Raw genomic sequence first — 16780 nt, forward strand, 5'->3', positions numbered from 1 at the left:
AAAATTCGCAAAATCTTACGAAAAGCACCATCATATTTGATTTATTTATAATGATTATAACAAATCATTAAGGATTTCCTGTAATTCTGATTCGGTTTTTATCAGTACCTCCCTGGCCTTGCTGCCCATGTTAGGGCCCACAATACCGGCGGCTTCCAGCTGGTCCATCAGGCGGCCCGCCCGGTTGTACCCCAGCTTCATCCGGCGCTGCAGCAAAGAGGTAGACCCCTGCTGTGTTTGTACGATCACCTGGGCGGCTTCCTCAAACAGCGGGTCCCGGTCGCTCAGGCTCAGCTCACGGCCGTCTGGGTCTTTATCATCCACATACTCCGGCAGCAGGAACGCATCCGGGTAGCCCTTCTGGTTACCGATAAATTCCGCCACGCTCTCTACCTCCGGCGTATCCACAAAGGCGCACTGCAGCCTTACCAGCTCCCCGTTGAAGGATACGAGCATATCCCCCTGGCCGATCAGTTGCTCCGCGCCCCCGATGTCCAGGATGGTCCGGGAGTCGATCTTCGAGGATACCTTAAAGGCTATACGGGCCGGGAAGTTGGCCTTGATGGTACCGGTGATAATGTTTACGGACGGACGCTGGGTAGCAATGATCAGGTGGATACCCACGGCGCGGGCCAGCTGGGCCAGGCGCGCAATCGGCATTTCCACCTCCTTGCCGGCCGTCATGATCAGGTCCGCAAACTCGTCCACCACCAGCACGATAAACGGCAGGTAGCGGTGGCCTTTCTGCGGGTTCAGGCGGCGCTGCGTGAATTTACTGTTGTATTCGCGGATGTTGCGGGTACCGGCTTCCTTCAGCAGGTCGTAACGCAAATCCATCTCAATGCACAACGCATTGAGGGTATGAATCACTTTCTTGGTATCGGTAATAATGGCATCGTCTTCTCCCGGCAACTTGGCCAGGAAATGCTTTTCAATCAGCTTGTACAGGGAGAGCTCCACCTTCTTGGGGTCTACCAGTACAAACTTCAGCTGGGAAGGATGCTTCTTGTACAACAGGGAAACCAGCAGGGTGTTGATACCCACGGATTTACCCTGGCCGGTGGCCCCTGCCATGAGCAGGTGCGGCATCTTGGCCAGGTCGGCAATGAAGTTTTCATTGTCGATCTTTTTACCGATGGCAATCGGCAGGTCCATCGTGCTGTTCTGGAACTTTTCGCTGGCCAGGAGGGCTTTCAGCGATACGATGGACTTCTTCACATTCGGCACCTCGATACCGATGGTACCCTTACCGGGGATCGGCGCAATGATACGGATACCCAGGGCGGATAAGCTCAGGGCAATGTCGTCTTCCAGGTTCTTAATCCTGGAAATACGCACCCCCGCCGCCGGCACAATTTCGTATAGGGTTACCGTTGGCCCTACGGTAGCGCTGATCTTCTGGATAGAGATATCGTAGTTTTTCAGCGTATCGATGATCTGGTTCTTGTTCTTTTCCAGCTCCGTGGTATCCTGCACGATCACTTTATCCGCGTTGTGGTTTTCCAGCAGGTCCAGGCCGGGGAAGCGGTAATTGCTGAGGTCCAGCGAAGGATCGTAAGGGTCTACCGGCACGGCTTCCCGCACAGGCACAATTTCTTCCGCTTCCTCTTCCGCATCGCTGTAGGTGGATTTGATTTCAAACGTCACTTCCTCCGCGTTGTGCTTCTTTTTGGCTACCGGCTCCTGGGTCATGGCCAGGTCCTGGGCCTTCTCCACGGATTCGTCGATGTAGAGCATAGGCCCTGCGGCCGCCAGTTCCTCTTCCGTATAATCTTCCTCCTCCTCTTCCGGCATCAGCGGTTCAGGGTCAGGCTCCGGAGCGGTAAGCGGCGCCACCGGCGTATGATGCGCCGGGATAACGGTGATCTCGTCTTTTTCCACGAGCTGCATCGGCGGCAGTTCATCCTCTTCCTCTTCGGTTGGCGGTATCACCATCACGCCGGTATTATCTTTCAGTCCATTACTTTTTTGCCGGGCAGCAGCTGAAGGCTGCTCTGCCACCGGGGCAACGGGGCCGGCTGCCGCCGCGGGCACAGGCGCCGGTTTTGGCGGCTTCGGCTTACTTTCCGGCCATTTGAAATCGAAATTGAATTTCCAGATCAGCCAGGAGAAACCCAGTACAAGCAACAGCAGGGCGGTGCCGGTTTTGCCCACAAAGCCCGTCGTCCATTTGGTAAGCGCGTTCCCTACAGCCCCGCCAAAGGGGAACTCCGCGCCAAACGACAGGAAGGACATGGCCATGCTGATAAACAGCAGGCCGAATAAAATATACTTCACGTTGCGCCATACACGAAATACGCGGCGGCCAACGATAAAATTCACGCCGATGATGAAAAAGAAGTAACAAAACAGGTAGGAGGCAATGCCGAAGCCATTGTAGAAGAAGCCATGGGACACGAATGCGCCCAGGCGGCCCAGCAGGTTGTCCACACTGATATCTCCGAAGAATAGTTCGTGGGTGGAATAGCGGTTAACCTTATCAAAATCTTCCTCCCAACTGAAAATATAGGAGGTGAAGGCGATAAAACAATAGATGGATAACAGCAAAAAAAACACGCCCATCACTTTATGGGTACGCTCGTCCTTCACCAGCTCCTTCACCTTTACATCCGCCTCCTTGTCTTTCTTCAGCACTTCAGGGTTGGGGGCTGGGGTGGCCTTGGCTTTTTTGCTCTCCGGTTTTTCGGTTTTCAGTTTATTCTTGGACATAAATTTCTATCAAAAGTTGTGACTACCTGCCACCTGCCGGCAACTGTAAAATCCAGTGTGCGATGAATGCAGGTACCAGGGGGTCAATGGTTTGCTCCAGTGTCGCATATTCGCTGGCGTCGCAGGTTTTGCAGGACTGAAACAGGTGATTTAAGCCTGCAAATTTGCGGATGGTCACCATCATATTGCCATTCTCTGTCAATCCTCTTTCCAATCCTTTCAGGTTTGGTTCTGCCGGCACTTCCGCATCCATGGCGCCATGAATTGCCATAAAGGGGCACCGGATTCTTTTAAGATATGATACTGGTTTATAACGTAATATAGATAACATTTCCGGACTAACGATATCCGCCGTCGAAAATTGCTCCTTATCCATCCCTGCTTTTAACTCTTCCGGCGAGTGATCATATATTTCTTCCAGGGCTTTTCGCGCATCTGCCCTGGTTTCCAGCCAGGATTTGCCGGATCCCAAAGCCTCCCGGTATGGTTTCATCCGCTCGCTGGCGGCCCTGATTTCTTCTTCCGTCATGCCCATAGCCCGGCCGGCCACCTGCTGTTGCTGTTCGGACCATTGCATCCCATCCATTCCCAGCCCGGCCATGGAAATCACGAATGCGACAGCGGGATTATCCGCGGCTACGATTTCTGCCGAGGCGGCGCCGAAACCAAATCCCAGTACGCCAATGCTATGCGGATTGATGTCCTTCCTGGTTTTCAGATACCGGATGGCCGCTGCCGCATCCCTGGCGGCGCCGTGGATATCTTCCACGGCTGGCATCCCGTCTTCCCCGCGGAAAGTGCGTTTGTCAAAGCGCAGGGTGGCGATGCCGTTCCTGGCAAAATAGTCCGCCATGACCAGGAACATTTTATGCTGGCTCACTTCATTATCCCTGTTCGTAAGCCCCTCCCCCGGAATCATTACGATCACCGGGTAATTGGCCCCAACGCCGGACGGCCTGATGAAATTGCCAGACAACCATGCGCTGTCCGCCTGGTTTTGAAACGTCACGTCTTCCGAATGATAGGGGAAAGGCGGTTTAGGTTGCTGCGGACGGGGATATAATTCCGCCGCGCTGATTTCTTTATGAGTTAACGTAAGATCCTGATTAATATTTCCCCAGATAAGATGTCCGAAGACCGTGTCGCCTGCCGGTTTCATTTGTCCGATATAGACCAGGTCCGATTCCCCGAGGTGCAACGTGATTAAGCCTGCGGTTAAACGGACGGAATCCAGCGCCTTCACTGCCGGCGATTTGTCGGGGAAAGCAATGGTACCCGATAATACGCCTGCCCGCGAGGTAATTTGGATCGCCACCCTGAGGTGCTCGTTGTTGGCATTCACCACACCATACCAGCGGCCTGTCATCTTTTCTGCCTCCTGGCCGAAAGATACCTGTGCCATCGCCAGTATCATCATCCACACGAATAAAAGTCTTTGCATCTTGAATGTTTTCTGGACACCTGCGGTGTCAGGAATTTAATTTTTTCACGCAAAGCAGCACAGGCCAGCCTTTAGTTGATTTGCGATTTTATTTGTGAACAGCTCAGGGCCGCGGCCCTGAGCTGTCCGGAGCGGGTTGCAACCCTATGATTTAATCTTCAGTACAGCAAGTAACAACAGCACCCAGCCAACGATAAAAAATACCCCGCCGATAGGCGTGATAATACCGAGTTTGGAAAGCCCCACTGTTTCAGTAGCCTTCATCATCGTCAGCAGGTACAGTGAACCGGAGAAAAGGAAAATACCGGTAATGAAGCACCTTCCTGCCCAGAGCAGCTGCGCGCCGGGGGCATGTGCAAAAAGGATACCGGTTACAAGCAATGCAAACACGTGATAGAACTGATAGGTAACGCCTGTCTGAAAGGTTCCTACAGTTTCGGGAGGCACCAGCTCTTTCAGCTTATGTGCGCCAAACGCGCCCAATATTACTGCGAGGGCTCCCAAAGCTGCCGCCCAAACTAAAAAACTCTTATGCATGGTCTATATTTTTGGTAAATGTTTCCAGGGTAATATCATCGGAAGCGATGATGTGCTGCGACTGCTGGTAGAACGGCAGGCGCTCCGCCAGCTTCCTCTCCACGAATACCGCCAGCTCTTCATCGTCCAGGTCCTGAATCAGCGGGCGTTTGGACTTTTTCCGCGAAAGCCGCTCCACCATGGTAGGCACGGAAGGATTGATCCATACGGTTACGCCCCTTTCATTCATAAAATCCATGTTATCCTGGAAGCAGGGCGTACCGCCGCCGCAGGAAATCAGGAATTTATCCTGCTTGGACAGTTCGCGTAACAACATACTCTCCTTTTCCCGGAAGTAGTCTTCCCCCTTCGTAGCAAAGATATCGCTGATGGCCATTTCTTCCGCTTCCACGATCACATCGTCGAGGTCGTAAAAAGGCAGGTTCCAGACTTCGGCGAGTTGTTTACCCCAATAGGATTTGCCGGCGCCCATAAAGCCGAGTAAGAATATTTTCATATTAACGGTACAGTTAAGAATTAGTTTGACTTTCAGCAGCCGGATGTGTCCATGCCAGGCATAGGTCGTCTTCCAATATATATTGCAAATATAGTTGCGTATTTGTATCCGGCTTCACAAAATTGGCGGTAATAAATCCGGCCGGCATAAAGGGAAATGGTTGTAAACGCATATTCTCCCGGAAATCAACGCTGCCGAGGCCGTACCATTTAAACATCGCTTCTTTGGCGCTCCAGCAGATGGTTTGGTGCTTCAGGGTATTCACCGGGTCAATAAAGGCCTGCTCTTCCGGCGAAAGGAATTTGCCGGATACGCGGCCAATCTTGGGCTGCACGCCCTCGATGTCAATCCCCACGGCCGCACGGCGGCTCACAATGGCGGCGGCATAATCGCCGCAATGGGAAATCGAAAAATGAAAACTGCCACACTGCAACAAAGGCTTACGGGTATCGGCCACTACCACTTCCTCCAAAGGAAAATCAGGAAACAGGGTGATGAGTAACAAGCGGCCGGCATAATGCTGTAAACGCTTGTGGGGGTGATGTATGGCCCTGCTAATGGTTATTTTCTCTTCAAAGAAGGCTTCTTGTTCACTAATTTTCCACAACCCCAGCCTGGTCTCCGGATCAATTTGTATGGTACGTATTAATGGCATATCTTGCCAAATTAATAGAAAAAAGGTGAAAAAAAGCGCAATCCCTGCCGGTATTAGCTTTTCTTTAACCGCTTTTAACACCAATCCGAATTACTAACAGCTAAAGCAAACACCTAGCACATGATTTTGTCAGACAAACGCATCTTGGAGGAAATTGAGAAAGGCACAATCGTGATTTCTCCGTTCGACCGGAAGTACCTGGGCACCAATTCCTACGACGTACACCTGGGCAAATACCTCGCTACCTACAAGAACCGCGTATTGGATGCACGCCAGCACAATGAAATCGAACATTTCGAGATTCCTGAAGAAGGTTATGTGCTGCAACCAGGCACCCTTTACCTGGGTGTTACCCTCGAATACACCGAAACCCACGCCCATGTACCCTTCCTGGAAGGTAAATCCAGCACCGGCCGCCTGGGCATTGATATCCACGCCACCGCCGGAAAAGGAGATGTGGGCTTCTGCAACACCTGGACGCTGGAAATATCCTGCGCCCAACCGGTACGCGTGTACGCAGGCATGCCGATCGGCCAGCTGATCTACTTCGTCGTGGAAGGCGATGTGGAAACTTTCTATAACAAGAAAGGCAACGCCAAATACAATGGCCGTACGGTAAGACCCGTGGAGAGCATGATGTGGAAAAACGAGTTTTAATTTTTTTAAGATAGGAAATGAAAGAGGTTGCCGGGGTAACGGCAACCTCTTTTTTTATGCGTATAGGGCGCAGGCGCTGCATGCTAACAGGAGTAACCTGGGCCTGCATGCTAATGGAAGTAACCTTGCGAGCGCAGCCTCTGCATGCTGACAGGAGTAACCTTGCGAGCGCAGCCCCTGCCTGCTAACGAAAATAACCTTGCGTCAGCTACCCATCGCACCATCCAAAGCCTTCTAAACAACCACTCACTGCACGACATACTCCACAGCATGCGCCTCCGTTTGCCCCGGCGTTTCCAGCTTCCGCATCAGTTGCCGCAACGCTTTTTCCGGAATCGCATACTTACGCTGCGCATTCTGTTTTAGCAGCTTATCCGCCGGCGCTTCCACATACACGATCGTTACCTGCGCGCTGTACGTCATACAAAGGCTCACCAGCTGCTGCCGCATCTGCCGGGTAATGTTGGTCGCATTCCACACAAAGTTTTTACCCGCGCGCAGGTAGCCGCGCGCCAGCTCTTTGGCTTCCTGGATGATGGTGCCGTTGGCGCTCTTATCCGTCGGGTCCACTTTCTTTTCCCGGCGGAGGTTATCCGGCGATACCATGGCCCAGTCCTTATAATGCCGCTGCACATAGGTATCCTTACCGGCGCCCGGCAACCCGCTCATCAGCACCACCTGGCTGCCCGCAGCGGGGAACGGTACATAGTCCGGCGCTACGCCTTCTTTTTCCAGGTAGTTCATTTTCGCCGCCGGCGTGGCAAAGGCCTTCGGCTGCCCCCAGCATTGCTGCTCCCGGGCCAGCGCCTCAAAGCAATCGATCCGGTACAGCAGCTCTTCCTGGTCGTTACAAATACGGCCCAGCACGTCCGCCCGTGCGAGGGTAGCCAGCAGGGAAGTATCCACGTCCAAACTGGCGCTGATCAATGCTTTCACCGGATCGGGCTTATCAAATACCCAGAGCGGCAGGCCATGATACCGTATCAGCCATACAATCTGCTCGCGGATTTCAAACGGCGTGGGAATTTCTTCGTAGAGTATATTCCGGGCCGTCATCGCGCCGCGGCGCGCATGCCCGGGGGATACGATGCTGCCGTCGTCCAGGGTTTCCGTGGTGCTGAACTTCTCTACGTCGTGCAGCAGGGCGGCCGCCCAGAGCAGTTCCTGCTGCTGCGGCGGGAGTTGCCGCCAGGTCGGCAGCTGCTCCAGCGCCTCCACCACCATGCGCGTGTGGGTAGCCACGTCGCCTTCCGCGTGGTGGACAGGACTTTGCGGCACGCCTTCCATGCGGCTCACCCAGTAATAGGTATCGCGCAGGTGCGCCCAGGATTTATTTTTATCGATGGTCCACATAATTACCTCCTTCATAATTCAGCCGGGCCCTGCGCCAGTGGCGGGTCCAGTGCTGGTCTGTTTTCACGTGTCCTTTCCGGACGTATTTAAACACGTTGTTAGCAAATTCGCTTACCGGGTAGCCGTTCGCGTTACGGCTCACCAGTCCTTCCATGGTAGTAGGCCGGCCGGTAACGGTATCGTAGGGGTCAAACGCTCCCCTGCCCTGCACCAGCGCCAGCGTTTCCTTTTCGAAATCTTCCCGTACAGGCGGCGGCGTTACCACCGCTATTACCGGCACGGTTGGCAGGTCCAGCATATTGGCGTAAAATACCGTCTCTTCCCAGCTGAGCCAGCGGTCGTGCTCACGAATGGCGAAGACGTAAAAATGATGATCCAGGTTCCTGTACTCAATAGAATGTACGGCGTACAGGTTTTCCAGGAAAATCTCAAGGTCGCCGAGGTCGTTGCGCACCTGGTTCCAGTAAGTGCGGATGGAGGCCGTCCACGCGGATGTGGTAGGCGCTGCATGCGAACGCGCAAAAACGCCGTGCCGGGAAAGACAGTTATTCTCTCCATCCAGTTTCTCCGTATGAATAATTTGCGGGAGCTGCTTCAGCGCATCCCAGTAGTTATATTGAATACGATCGTCGCTGGTAGTCCCGGGAGAAAACGGGTAATGCCAGGTACGGCCGTACTTTTGTGAAATTGCCATGATGATGGATTGGAGTAAACAATAAAATCACAGGCCGCTTCCGGAGGAGCGACTAAGGCTGGAAATTAATATGCCTGCGATATTACATGGCGCAAAGTTTTGCAGATTTAAGTTTTAAATGCGGTGCAAAAATACATAAAATAACCATCCATGTATAACAATCCCTGCCGCATGCCTCAAAAATAGTATCTTACGGCACAACGTTTAAAAGTCTGCAATGAGAAACATCTTACTATGCGCAGCTGCAGCGGCATCCCTCGCTGCCTGCAACAATGGCAACAGCACCGGCAAAGGCGCCGGGGCTGACAGTGCCGTCAACCAGGCATTTGCCGCTTATCAGCAACATTTTATCGATGACCTCTGGAAGGAGAATCCCGGATGGGCCACCAGTGTGGGCTATCACAAGTATGACAGCGTGCTGGTTGTGCGCGACGAAGCAGCCACCCAGGCCACCCTCGCCTTCAGCGCCCGCCACCTGGATTCCCTGAAAAAATACAACCCCGATCAACTGACCGATGCCAATAAAATCGATTATCATTTGATGGAGGACTACCTTAATTCCAACGTATGGGCCATCAGGGAATTGAAGTCCAACGAATGGGACCCTTCTGAATTCAATATCAGCGGCGGTTTTGCAACAATACTCAACGAAAATTACGCGCCACTGGAAAGCAGGTTGCGCAGCTTTTATGCACGGCTCAAAAACGTGCCGGCCTATTATGCGGCCGCCAAAGCGCAGGTAAAGGACCCGGTGCCTGAACTGCAGCAGCTGGCCGTTGATCAGAATAACGGAGGCGCTTCCATCTTTGAAAAGGACTTTGCAGACTCGCTCAAAAACACCAGCTTTTCCGCCGGTGAAAAGAAAGCGATGCTGGCCAGCGCACAGGCTGCCGCCGCTGCAATGAAGGACTATGCCAGGTGGCTGGCGGCGCTGAAACCAGCCAACCCGCGCAGCTTCCGCCTGGGCAAAACTTTATACGACCAGAAGTTCAGGTACGCCGTACAGTCGTCCTACACGGCGGAGCAGATCTACGATTCCGCTATTGCGCGCAAAAAGTACGTGCATGGGGAAATGACGCGCATCAGTCGCGAACTCTGGCCTAAGTATTTCGGCAAAGCCCCGATGCCGGCTGATTCCCTGGAATTGATCGGCCGTATGATCGATACCCTGAGCGTGCAACACGTTAAGCCTGCGGAGTTCCAGTCTGCCATAGAAAAACAGATCCCGGAGCTGGTACAATTCATCAAGGAAAAGGACCTGCTCTACCTCGATCCTTCCAAACCGCTTGTAGTGCGCAAGGAGCCGGCGTATATGGCCGGTGTGGCCGGCGCTTCCATCAGCGCGCCTGGCCCGTACGACAAGGGCGGCAACACCTATTACAACGTGGGTAGCCTCGAAGGCTGGCCTGCCGCGCAGGCGGAAAGTTACCTGCGGGAATACAATCATTACATCATGCAAATCCTGGATATACACGAGGCTATCCCCGGCCACTACACGCAGCTGGTGTACGCCAACCAGTCGCCAAGCCTCATCAAATCCATCATGGGCAACGGCGCGATGATCGAAGGCTGGGCCGTATATACCGAGCAAATGATGCTGGAAAACGGCTATGGCAACAATGCGCCTGAGATGTGGCTGATGTGGTACAAATGGAACCTCCGCACGGTTTGCAATACCATCCTCGATTACAGCGTGCATGTGAAAAATATGAGCAGGGAAGACGCGCTGCACCTGCTGACCAAAGAGGCCTTCCAGCAACAGGCAGAGGCAGAAGGAAAGTGGCGCCGGGTAACGGTTTCCAGCGTACAGCTCACGTTTTATTATACCGGTTACAAAGAGATCATCGACCTCCGCGAAGCCTATAAAAAGAAAATGGGCAGCGACTATAAACTAAAAACATTCAACGAGAAATTCCTCAGCTACGGCAGTGCGCCGGTAATGTACATCCGGCAGCTGATGTTGCAGTAACTTATCCTTCCCGGAAATAAAAAACGACTGTCGTTTGACAGTCGTTTTTTTTATTTGTTGGGGAGAAGATTTAATCCCGCGGAGGAACAAAGTCCCGTACCAGGAACGGCCGCGCCGCGCAACCTGCCGGATCACTGCCATGCACCAAACCGGCAGCGCTCCTTCCTTACCCCCAGTGCAGTATTATTTATTGAACTTTCTTTTTTGCAGCAATTCAATCACCTTCGCCAGCTTCTTAGGATCGTGTACATATGGCGATAGGTCGAACAGTTCTACCTTCCGGAAGGCTACAGGATGGCTTTCGCTCTGCAGGGAAATAGAGCCTTCCGTTAGAGGCTTGCCATCTATCTTCACTTTAGGATCATAGTTACTTACGCTGCCACCGCCGATTTGCGGCTTGTTATATACGATCACGGTATCGGTACCGGCTATATGCTTAATCACCGAATCCCCGATCACCAAAGCTTCCGCGTGTACCCACTGATCGCCCGCATAGGTTTTGGAAGTAGAACTGATGCAGTGATCGGTAATGAGTTTTTTATTCATGACTACATTGGTACCCGGCGTGCAGAGGTTACCGGTAGTACGCGGGTCCTTACCGTTGCCGCCGAGCAGTTGCTCTTCGAGGGAGATAGGGAAATCCTGGTCCTTACCCATGGTATTGGCCGGCTGGCCGTGCAGCATGATGCCGCTGTTGCGGAAAGCCCATCCCGGCCCGCCTTTCACCTGGTCCCCGGTAAACTGGTAGTCCACCACGATGAGGTAGGCAGCGTATGGCTTCTTATAAAAAATGTGTCCGTACTGTTCATCGAAAGCAGTGTATTGGTCGTATCTCACACGGAGTTCACCATTTTCCACCCGGAAGGTATTGCCAAAATTATCGTTGAGATCATGGCCTTTGATTTTGATATCCCAATCCTTCAAATCCTTTCCATTGAACATTTTCACCCATTTGGAAGGCGCAATGTCCTTTTCGGTCTGAGCATAGCCGCCAACAGCGGAAAAAAGCAATAACGTGGTAAGAAATTTTTTCATCTGTGCATAGTTTGTAATGGGTAAGATAATAAAAATTCCCGCTGGCGTACTGTGTAATATTTTGCGCAACGTACCCATCTTTCCACATAAAGAAGAAATTATAGCATATCTAGCGCCGTAATTATCAAAATGTTAAATAATTGCAAGGTTTTAGAGGGGTGTATCATCAAACGATGCTTTATGATGAAAAATAACCAGTTGAATGGTCAGGCTCAGCCAGAAGCAGGACTGTTGTATAAAGGCTCAAGTATTATTAATGTAAGTCCGGAAGGACGTTTGGTATCTATATTTTCAGGTGCGTGGCTGTTGGGCTCTGCCATTAGCAAGGTGGATAAGAAGCCGGTGAAGAGCCTGCTGAAACTGATTGGCGCAGGTTATTTACTGTACCGCGGTATTTCCGGCAACAGCCTGGTGAACGGGTTGCTGGGCAAGCGGAAACCGGATAAGCACACCCGCGCGGTGAACATCCGTACCACCATCATGATCGATAATCCACGGGAAGAAGTGTATTATTTCTGGCGGCAGCTGAGTAACCTGCCCGTATTTATGAAGCACCTGCAAACAGTGGAGGAATACGACCCGCTGCATTCCCACTGGGTGGTAAAAGGCCCTGGCGGCATTGGTACGCTGGAGTGGGACGCGGAAATTGTGAAAGAATATCCCGGCGAGTTCCTGGGATGGAGGTCCTTACCGGGCAGCAGCATTGCCACCGCCGGCCGGGTAACGTTCATGGATATTCCGGGAGGCGGCACCGCGGTGGATGTGATGCTGACCTATCGCGCCCCGGCAGGCTACCTGGGCAGCGGACTGGCCTGGTTGCTGAATCCCGCCTTTGAGAACATGATTGTGAATGATATCAAACGCTTTAAATATTTTATGGAAACCGGCGAAACGGCAAGTTGAGCCTGTCATTTTGCATAAAAAAAACGACTGACGCTTTTTGCATCAGTCGTTTTTTATTTACCTGTATATGGCAGATTGTTTTGATTGTTCCTGTTTGCCGGCGTAAGCCGGAAGCCCGCCGGGTACCGTTGCCGGCAGCCATTAAGAGAGCGCTTCCTTCTTAGCTTCTTTCTTAAAGTTGTTGTAGGTGTCTTTGCTGGCGTTAATGAGTTTCAGTACTTTTTCGCGCACATCCTCACTGAGGCCGGTCACTTCTTTATCGAAGATATCTTTCAGTTCATCGAGGTCGCCCGCGCCTTTACCTACAAGTTTGTTGACTTTGCGGCGCCATTTTCCAGCGGTGTACCTGATTTTGTTGCGGGTTCCTTCGCCACTGTCCGGGGCTGTCAATACGCCTATAATCAAGCCGGCAGTTAGTCCGGCCAATGCTCCTGCTAAAAATTTGGTAGTAGACATAAACACTGGTTTTTTATGGTTTAACAAATCATCCCAGCACTTAGTTCAGTAGTGCTGCACCCCCAAATTTTCAAATATTAGGCCAAGAATGGCCCAATAGACTACATAGGCTGAATTAGTGATTCAATCAACATTAAAAACCGTCTAAATATATTTTTATTAAACCAGTAAGAACGTTTGCTCGTTGACGTTATATTTTTCTTTTGGGTAAGACCTACTAAAAAGTTCTACAGCTCTCAGTTCAGTAACGGGAATTCATCGTCAAAAAAAGACCAAAAAAACAGCCGGAACAATATCAACGTTTTGACATCGTTCCGGCTATGTGGATAAGATAAGCGAGTAGATAATGGAATTTATAAAGTCAAACGGAGCAGTAAAATAATCAGGATTTTTTGTTTTTCAAAACTTTTTGAAAGAAACGAAAATAATAAAATAATTTAAAAAGTCCTGGCGCCGTTATCACCTCCCTCCTACTCGGCTAATAATTTATCAATCAATCGGTTGAAGTTGTATTTGAATTCCTCGTAATGCTCGCCGGTACCGGGGCCGTTAAACCCGGTATGGACCTCGCTTACGTTGCCTTTTTTGTCCACGAATATGGTGGTCGGGAACCCTTTGATACCGGTCAGCTGCGGAAGGGTTTTAGCGGCCTTTTCCGGGTCGCCGGGGGTCACGCCGGTGATCAGTACCGGGTACTGCACATCAAAGCGTTTCAGGAAGCCGGAGAGGCTTTTTTTGGATTTCTGGAAATCGGTGGTACGTTCATAGGCGAGGCCCAGCACTTCCACTCCCCTGTCTTTATTCTTTTTATACCAATCGCTCAGGTAGCCGGTTTCATCCATACAGTTGGGGCACCAGGAGCCCATGAGGGTGATCACCACGACTTTGTTCTTAAAGCGTTCATCCTTCAGGCTTACGAGCTGGCTGTCCAGGTCCGGGAAGGCGAAGGTCAGCGGGCCGGCGCCGGGCTTCACGGTAGCGAGGGTGGTTTCGTCCTGCAGGCGGGCGGAATCGTCCCGGTGGGCGCTCCACGATTCCTTCCCTTCGCCGATGCCGGCGAAGAAGGTACCGTCCACGATGCTGTCCCCACGGAGCAGCGCGGTAAACAGGTAGGCATGCGACCCGTCGAAGGTGGAGAGTTTCAGCGTGTCCTTATTCAGTACCCCGTCGAGGAAGCGGTAATCGCCGGTAGTGGTGAGGAAGGTACCTACCACGCGGTTGCCGGCTTCCTGCCTGAACTCCCCGATGGCGTAGGAGGAATCGTTTTTCTCCTTCCCTACAAACCAGGTTGACCAGCGGCCGGTGATCTTTCCTTCCGGCGCGGCGGATACCGGGAATCTTTCCGGCGTATCCGCGCTGGCGGTAAACGGAATGCTGACGTCTTTATCTGCCAGGTGGCGGGTCCAGGCGCCTTCCATCCTGCCGCCTTCTTTCAGTACCGCTTTAAAGTCGGAATCGAAGAAAGGCATTTTGACGAATATTGAGTCGCCCTGCTGCTTTACGTTATCCACCAGCAGGCGGTCGTTCGCATTGAGGATATACCATACCTTTTGACCGGCGGTATCCTTTACTTCAAAGTTGAACACGATGTCCGCCCCATCGGCGCGGTGCAGCTTCGCCTGCCAGGTACCGTTTTTCAAATCCTTTACGGCAGCCGTTTTACATGCGGCGAGGGATAGTCCTGCCAACAGGCAGCTCCATAATTTCTTCATAGCAAAAACCTATTTGTTATTTGTGGTAGTTTCTTTCTCCAAACAGCAGGCTGCCGATGCGGATCATAGTGCTGCCTTCTTCGAGGGCGATATGATAGTCGGCGCTCATACCGGTGGAGCGTTCTTTAAAGTAGTCCTGTTCGCTGAAATATTGACGCTTTACCGTATCGAAGATAGCTTTTACCTGTTGAAATTCTCTACGGATCTGTTGCTGATTGTCGGTATTGGTGGCCATGGCCATGAGTCCGGCGATGCGCACGCCGCTGAATGCGGCCTGCTCGTGTTTCCAGCCATCCAGCAAGGCATAGAGTTCGGAGGTATCCATGCCGAATTTTGTTTCTTCCGCTGCTACGTGGAGTTGCAGCAGGCAGTTGACGGTGCGGTTATGTTTGAGCGCCTGTTTGTTGATTTCCGCCAGCAGTTTAAAGCTGTCCACAGCATGGATGGTATGTACAAACGGGGCGATATATTTTACCTTGTTGGATTGGAGGTGGCCAATGAAGTGCCATTCAATATCAGCGGGCAGGGAGGCCTGTTTATCTACCAGTTCCTGCACATAGTTTTCGCCGAAGATGCGTTGGCCCTGTTGGTAAAGTTCCCGGATGTCTTCTACGGGCTTGGTCTTTGAAACAGCTACCAGTCGTGCGTTATAGGGTACCAGTTCTGCGAGTACCTGTTGATATGCGGTCAGATTAATTGCCATGGGGCAAAAATAGGGAAAGTTTTGGTGGGGAGTGGGAGGTTTGCTCGCAAAGGGAGGGGTTGCTCGCAAAGGGGCGTAAGGTGGCTAAGGGCGCAAAGGATGGGGATGAGGATGGGGATGAGGATGGGGATGGGGATGGGGATTTGGGTTGTTCTTGGAAGGAGGAAGCCCCGTAGGGTTAGTACGGGGCTGGTTATGTTTGTAATGAATTTGAATATGAATATGAATATGATTATGCTAAGATAGAACGAGCGATGACGATGCGCTGTACTTCGGAAGTACCTTCGTAGATCTGGGTGATCTTGGCATCGCGCATGAGGCGTTCTACATGGTATTCTTTTACGTAGCCGTATCCGCCGTGTACCTGTACTGCTTCGGTGGTTACCCACATGGCGGTTTCGGAGGCGAAGACTTTAGCCATGGAGCCGCTCAGGGTATAATCCAGGTGATGGTCTTTTTCCCAGGCAGCTTTGAGGCAGAGCAGGCGGCTGGCTTCTATTTTGGTAGCCATATCTGCCAGTTTGAACTGGATGGCCTGGTGCTGGCTAATTTCCTTGCCGAAAGCTTTTCTTTCCCTGGAGTATTTCAGCGCCAGCTCGTAAGCGCCGCTGGCGATACCCAAAGCCTGTGAGGCAATACCAATACGGCCTCCGGCGAGGGTTTTCATGGCAAATTTGAATCCGAAGCCATCTTCGCCTATACGGTTCTCCTTAGGCACTTTCACATCCTGGAACATGATACTATGGGTATCACTGCCACGGATACCCAGTTTATTTTCCTTTGGCCCTATGGTTACGCCGGGGCTGTCCTTCTCCACAATAAAAGCATTAATACCCTTACTGCCTTTTTCAGGATGCGTTTGCGCAATCACCAGGTAAGTGCTGGCGGAGTTACCATTTGTAATCCAGTTTTTGGTACCGTTGAGGAGATAGTAATCTCCTTTATCTTCCGCGGTGGTACGCTGGGAAGTAGCGTCGGAACCGGCTTCCGGCTCGCTGAGCAGGAAAGCGCCGATCACTTCTCCTTTGGCCAGCGGCACCAGGTATTTTTGTTTCTGCTCTTCCGTACCGAATGTTTCCAGGCCCCAGCAAACCAGGGAGTTGTTAACACTCATCACTACGGAGGCAGAGGCATCGATTTTGGAAATTTCCTCCATGGCAATCACGTAGGAGATGGTATCCAGTCCGGCGCCGCCGTATTTAGGACTCACCATCATCCCCAGAAAGCCCAGTTCACCCAGCATTTTAATCTGTTCTTTAGGGAAGATCTGTTTTTCATCCCTTTCTATTACTCCCGGCAGCAGCTCGTTCACGGCGAAGTCCCGTGCGGCTTTGCGTATCATAAGGTGTTCTTCTGTGAGCTGATAATCCATTAATTGTTGTTGTTTTAGTGTGATTAACACAAATTATCCATAAATCAGGAGCTAAAAAAATGCATCCCGGAAAATTCAAACTTGTTTA

Annotated in this window: 15 protein-coding genes; 3 read left to right on the forward strand and 12 right to left on the reverse strand. The window is 51.7% G+C overall.

The window, feature by feature from the left end:
* Nucleotides 1–54: 54 nt before the first annotated feature.
* From BOC67_RS14995 to BOC67_RS15015, 5 genes are all read right to left on the reverse strand, one after another.
* Entirely contained in the window at nt 55–2709 is a 2655-nt protein-coding gene (locus BOC67_RS14995) for a DNA translocase FtsK (protein WP_291911377.1), read from the reverse strand.
* A gap of 22 nt (nt 2710–2731) precedes the next feature.
* A complete protein-coding gene (locus BOC67_RS15000) occupies nt 2732–4150 on the reverse strand; it encodes a CocE/NonD family hydrolase (protein WP_291911380.1) in 1419 nt (472 codons plus the stop codon).
* A gap of 144 nt (nt 4151–4294) precedes the next feature.
* The gene (locus tag BOC67_RS15005; protein ID WP_291911384.1) at nt 4295–4687 is read right to left on the reverse strand and encodes a DUF423 domain-containing protein; all 393 of its coding nucleotides are present in this window, start codon (nt 4685–4687) and stop codon (nt 4295–4297) included.
* Nucleotides 4680–5183: a shikimate kinase gene (locus BOC67_RS15010; RefSeq protein WP_291911386.1), complete on the reverse strand. Its 504-nt coding sequence runs from the start codon at nt 5181–5183 to the stop codon at nt 4680–4682. Before BOC67_RS15010 ends, BOC67_RS15005 begins: the two co-directional genes overlap by 8 nt.
* A 13-nt stretch (nt 5184–5196) precedes the next feature.
* Nucleotides 5197–5919, reverse strand: a complete 723-nt coding sequence (locus BOC67_RS15015; protein ID WP_291911388.1) for a 4'-phosphopantetheinyl transferase superfamily protein — start codon at nt 5917–5919, stop codon at nt 5197–5199.
* Between the two features lie 39 nt (nt 5920–5958).
* On the opposite strand from BOC67_RS15015, the gene dcd reads away from it, so the two are divergent.
* On the forward strand, nt 5959–6495 hold the full coding sequence (gene dcd, locus BOC67_RS15020) for a dCTP deaminase (RefSeq protein ID WP_291911390.1): 537 nt from the start codon (nt 5959–5961) through the stop codon (nt 6493–6495).
* Between the two features lie 246 nt (nt 6496–6741).
* Here the strand turns inward: dcd and BOC67_RS15025 are convergent, their stop codons facing one another.
* Together BOC67_RS15025 and BOC67_RS15030 are read right to left on the reverse strand one after the other, a co-directional pair.
* The gene (locus BOC67_RS15025; protein ID WP_291911392.1) at nt 6742–7863 is read right to left on the reverse strand and encodes an AAA family ATPase; all 1122 of its coding nucleotides are present in this window, start codon (nt 7861–7863) and stop codon (nt 6742–6744) included.
* Nucleotides 7832–8542 carry an RNA ligase family protein gene (locus BOC67_RS15030; RefSeq protein WP_291911395.1) on the reverse strand — a complete coding sequence of 237 codons (711 nt, stop codon included), beginning with the start codon at nt 8540–8542 and terminating at the stop codon, nt 7832–7834. Before BOC67_RS15030 ends, BOC67_RS15025 begins: the two co-directional genes overlap by 32 nt.
* Nucleotides 8543–8759: 217 nt before the next feature.
* On the opposite strand from BOC67_RS15030, the gene BOC67_RS15035 reads away from it, so the two are divergent.
* Nucleotides 8760–10511, forward strand: a complete 1752-nt coding sequence (locus BOC67_RS15035) for a DUF885 domain-containing protein (RefSeq protein WP_291911397.1) — start codon at nt 8760–8762, stop codon at nt 10509–10511.
* A gap of 183 nt (nt 10512–10694) precedes the next feature.
* On the opposite strand, the gene BOC67_RS15040 is transcribed toward BOC67_RS15035, so the two are convergent.
* Complete coding sequence (locus BOC67_RS15040) at nt 10695–11546, reverse strand: DUF1080 domain-containing protein (RefSeq protein WP_291911400.1); 852 nt, start codon at nt 11544–11546, stop codon at nt 10695–10697.
* Nucleotides 11547–11726: 180 nt separating this feature from the next.
* Here BOC67_RS15040 and BOC67_RS15045 point away from each other — a divergent pair, with 180 nt between their 5' ends.
* A complete protein-coding gene (locus BOC67_RS15045; protein WP_291911402.1) occupies nt 11727–12449 on the forward strand; it encodes an SRPBCC family protein in 723 nt (240 codons plus the stop codon).
* A gap of 141 nt (nt 12450–12590) precedes the next feature.
* Here BOC67_RS15045 and BOC67_RS15050 read toward each other — a convergent pair whose 3' ends face one another.
* From BOC67_RS15050 to BOC67_RS15065, 4 genes are all read right to left on the reverse strand, one after another.
* Nucleotides 12591–12905 (reverse strand): YtxH domain-containing protein, encoded by a 315-nt coding sequence (locus BOC67_RS15050; protein WP_291911404.1) that lies wholly within the window; start codon nt 12903–12905, stop codon nt 12591–12593.
* A gap of 470 nt (nt 12906–13375) precedes the next feature.
* Nucleotides 13376–14617: a TlpA disulfide reductase family protein gene (locus BOC67_RS15055; protein ID WP_291911406.1), complete on the reverse strand. Its 1242-nt coding sequence runs from the start codon at nt 14615–14617 to the stop codon at nt 13376–13378.
* Nucleotides 14618–14633: 16 nt separating this feature from the next.
* The gene (locus tag BOC67_RS15060) at nt 14634–15320 is read right to left on the reverse strand and encodes a YggS family pyridoxal phosphate-dependent enzyme (protein WP_291911408.1); all 687 of its coding nucleotides are present in this window, start codon (nt 15318–15320) and stop codon (nt 14634–14636) included.
* Nucleotides 15321–15552: 232 nt separating this feature from the next.
* Complete coding sequence (locus BOC67_RS15065) at nt 15553–16692, reverse strand: acyl-CoA dehydrogenase (protein WP_291911410.1); 1140 nt, start codon at nt 16690–16692, stop codon at nt 15553–15555.
* Between the last annotated feature and the right edge of the window lie 88 nt (nt 16693–16780).

Source organism: Chitinophaga sp. CB10 (assembly GCA_001870995.2).
Lineage (GTDB): Bacteria > Bacteroidota > Bacteroidia > Chitinophagales > Chitinophagaceae > Chitinophaga.

Coding starts and splice junctions, on each gene's coding strand:
- BOC67_RS15065 (WP_291911410.1), bottom strand. CDS start 16,692: ATGGATTATCAGCTCACAGAAGAACACCTTATGATACGCAAAGCCGCA.
- BOC67_RS15025 (WP_291911392.1), bottom strand. CDS start 7,863: ATGAAGGAGGTAATTATGTGGACCATCGATAAAAATAAATCCTGGGCG.
- BOC67_RS15055 (WP_291911406.1), bottom strand. CDS start 14,617: ATGAAGAAATTATGGAGCTGCCTGTTGGCAGGACTATCCCTCGCCGCA.
- BOC67_RS15005 (WP_291911384.1), bottom strand. CDS start 4,687: ATGCATAAGAGTTTTTTAGTTTGGGCGGCAGCTTTGGGAGCCCTCGCA.
- BOC67_RS15030 (WP_291911395.1), bottom strand. CDS start 8,542: ATGGCAATTTCACAAAAGTACGGCCGTACCTGGCATTACCCGTTTTCT.
- BOC67_RS15035 (WP_291911397.1), top strand. CDS start 8,760: ATGAGAAACATCTTACTATGCGCAGCTGCAGCGGCATCCCTCGCTGCC.
- BOC67_RS14995 (WP_291911377.1), bottom strand. CDS start 2,709: ATGTCCAAGAATAAACTGAAAACCGAAAAACCGGAGAGCAAAAAAGCC.
- BOC67_RS15010 (WP_291911386.1), bottom strand. CDS start 5,183: ATGAAAATATTCTTACTCGGCTTTATGGGCGCCGGCAAATCCTATTGG.
- dcd (WP_291911390.1), top strand. CDS start 5,959: ATGATTTTGTCAGACAAACGCATCTTGGAGGAAATTGAGAAAGGCACA.
- BOC67_RS15045 (WP_291911402.1), top strand. CDS start 11,727: ATGATGAAAAATAACCAGTTGAATGGTCAGGCTCAGCCAGAAGCAGGA.
- BOC67_RS15050 (WP_291911404.1), bottom strand. CDS start 12,905: ATGTCTACTACCAAATTTTTAGCAGGAGCATTGGCCGGACTAACTGCC.
- BOC67_RS15060 (WP_291911408.1), bottom strand. CDS start 15,320: ATGGCAATTAATCTGACCGCATATCAACAGGTACTCGCAGAACTGGTA.
- BOC67_RS15040 (WP_291911400.1), bottom strand. CDS start 11,546: ATGAAAAAATTTCTTACCACGTTATTGCTTTTTTCCGCTGTTGGCGGC.
- BOC67_RS15000 (WP_291911380.1), bottom strand. CDS start 4,150: ATGCAAAGACTTTTATTCGTGTGGATGATGATACTGGCGATGGCACAG.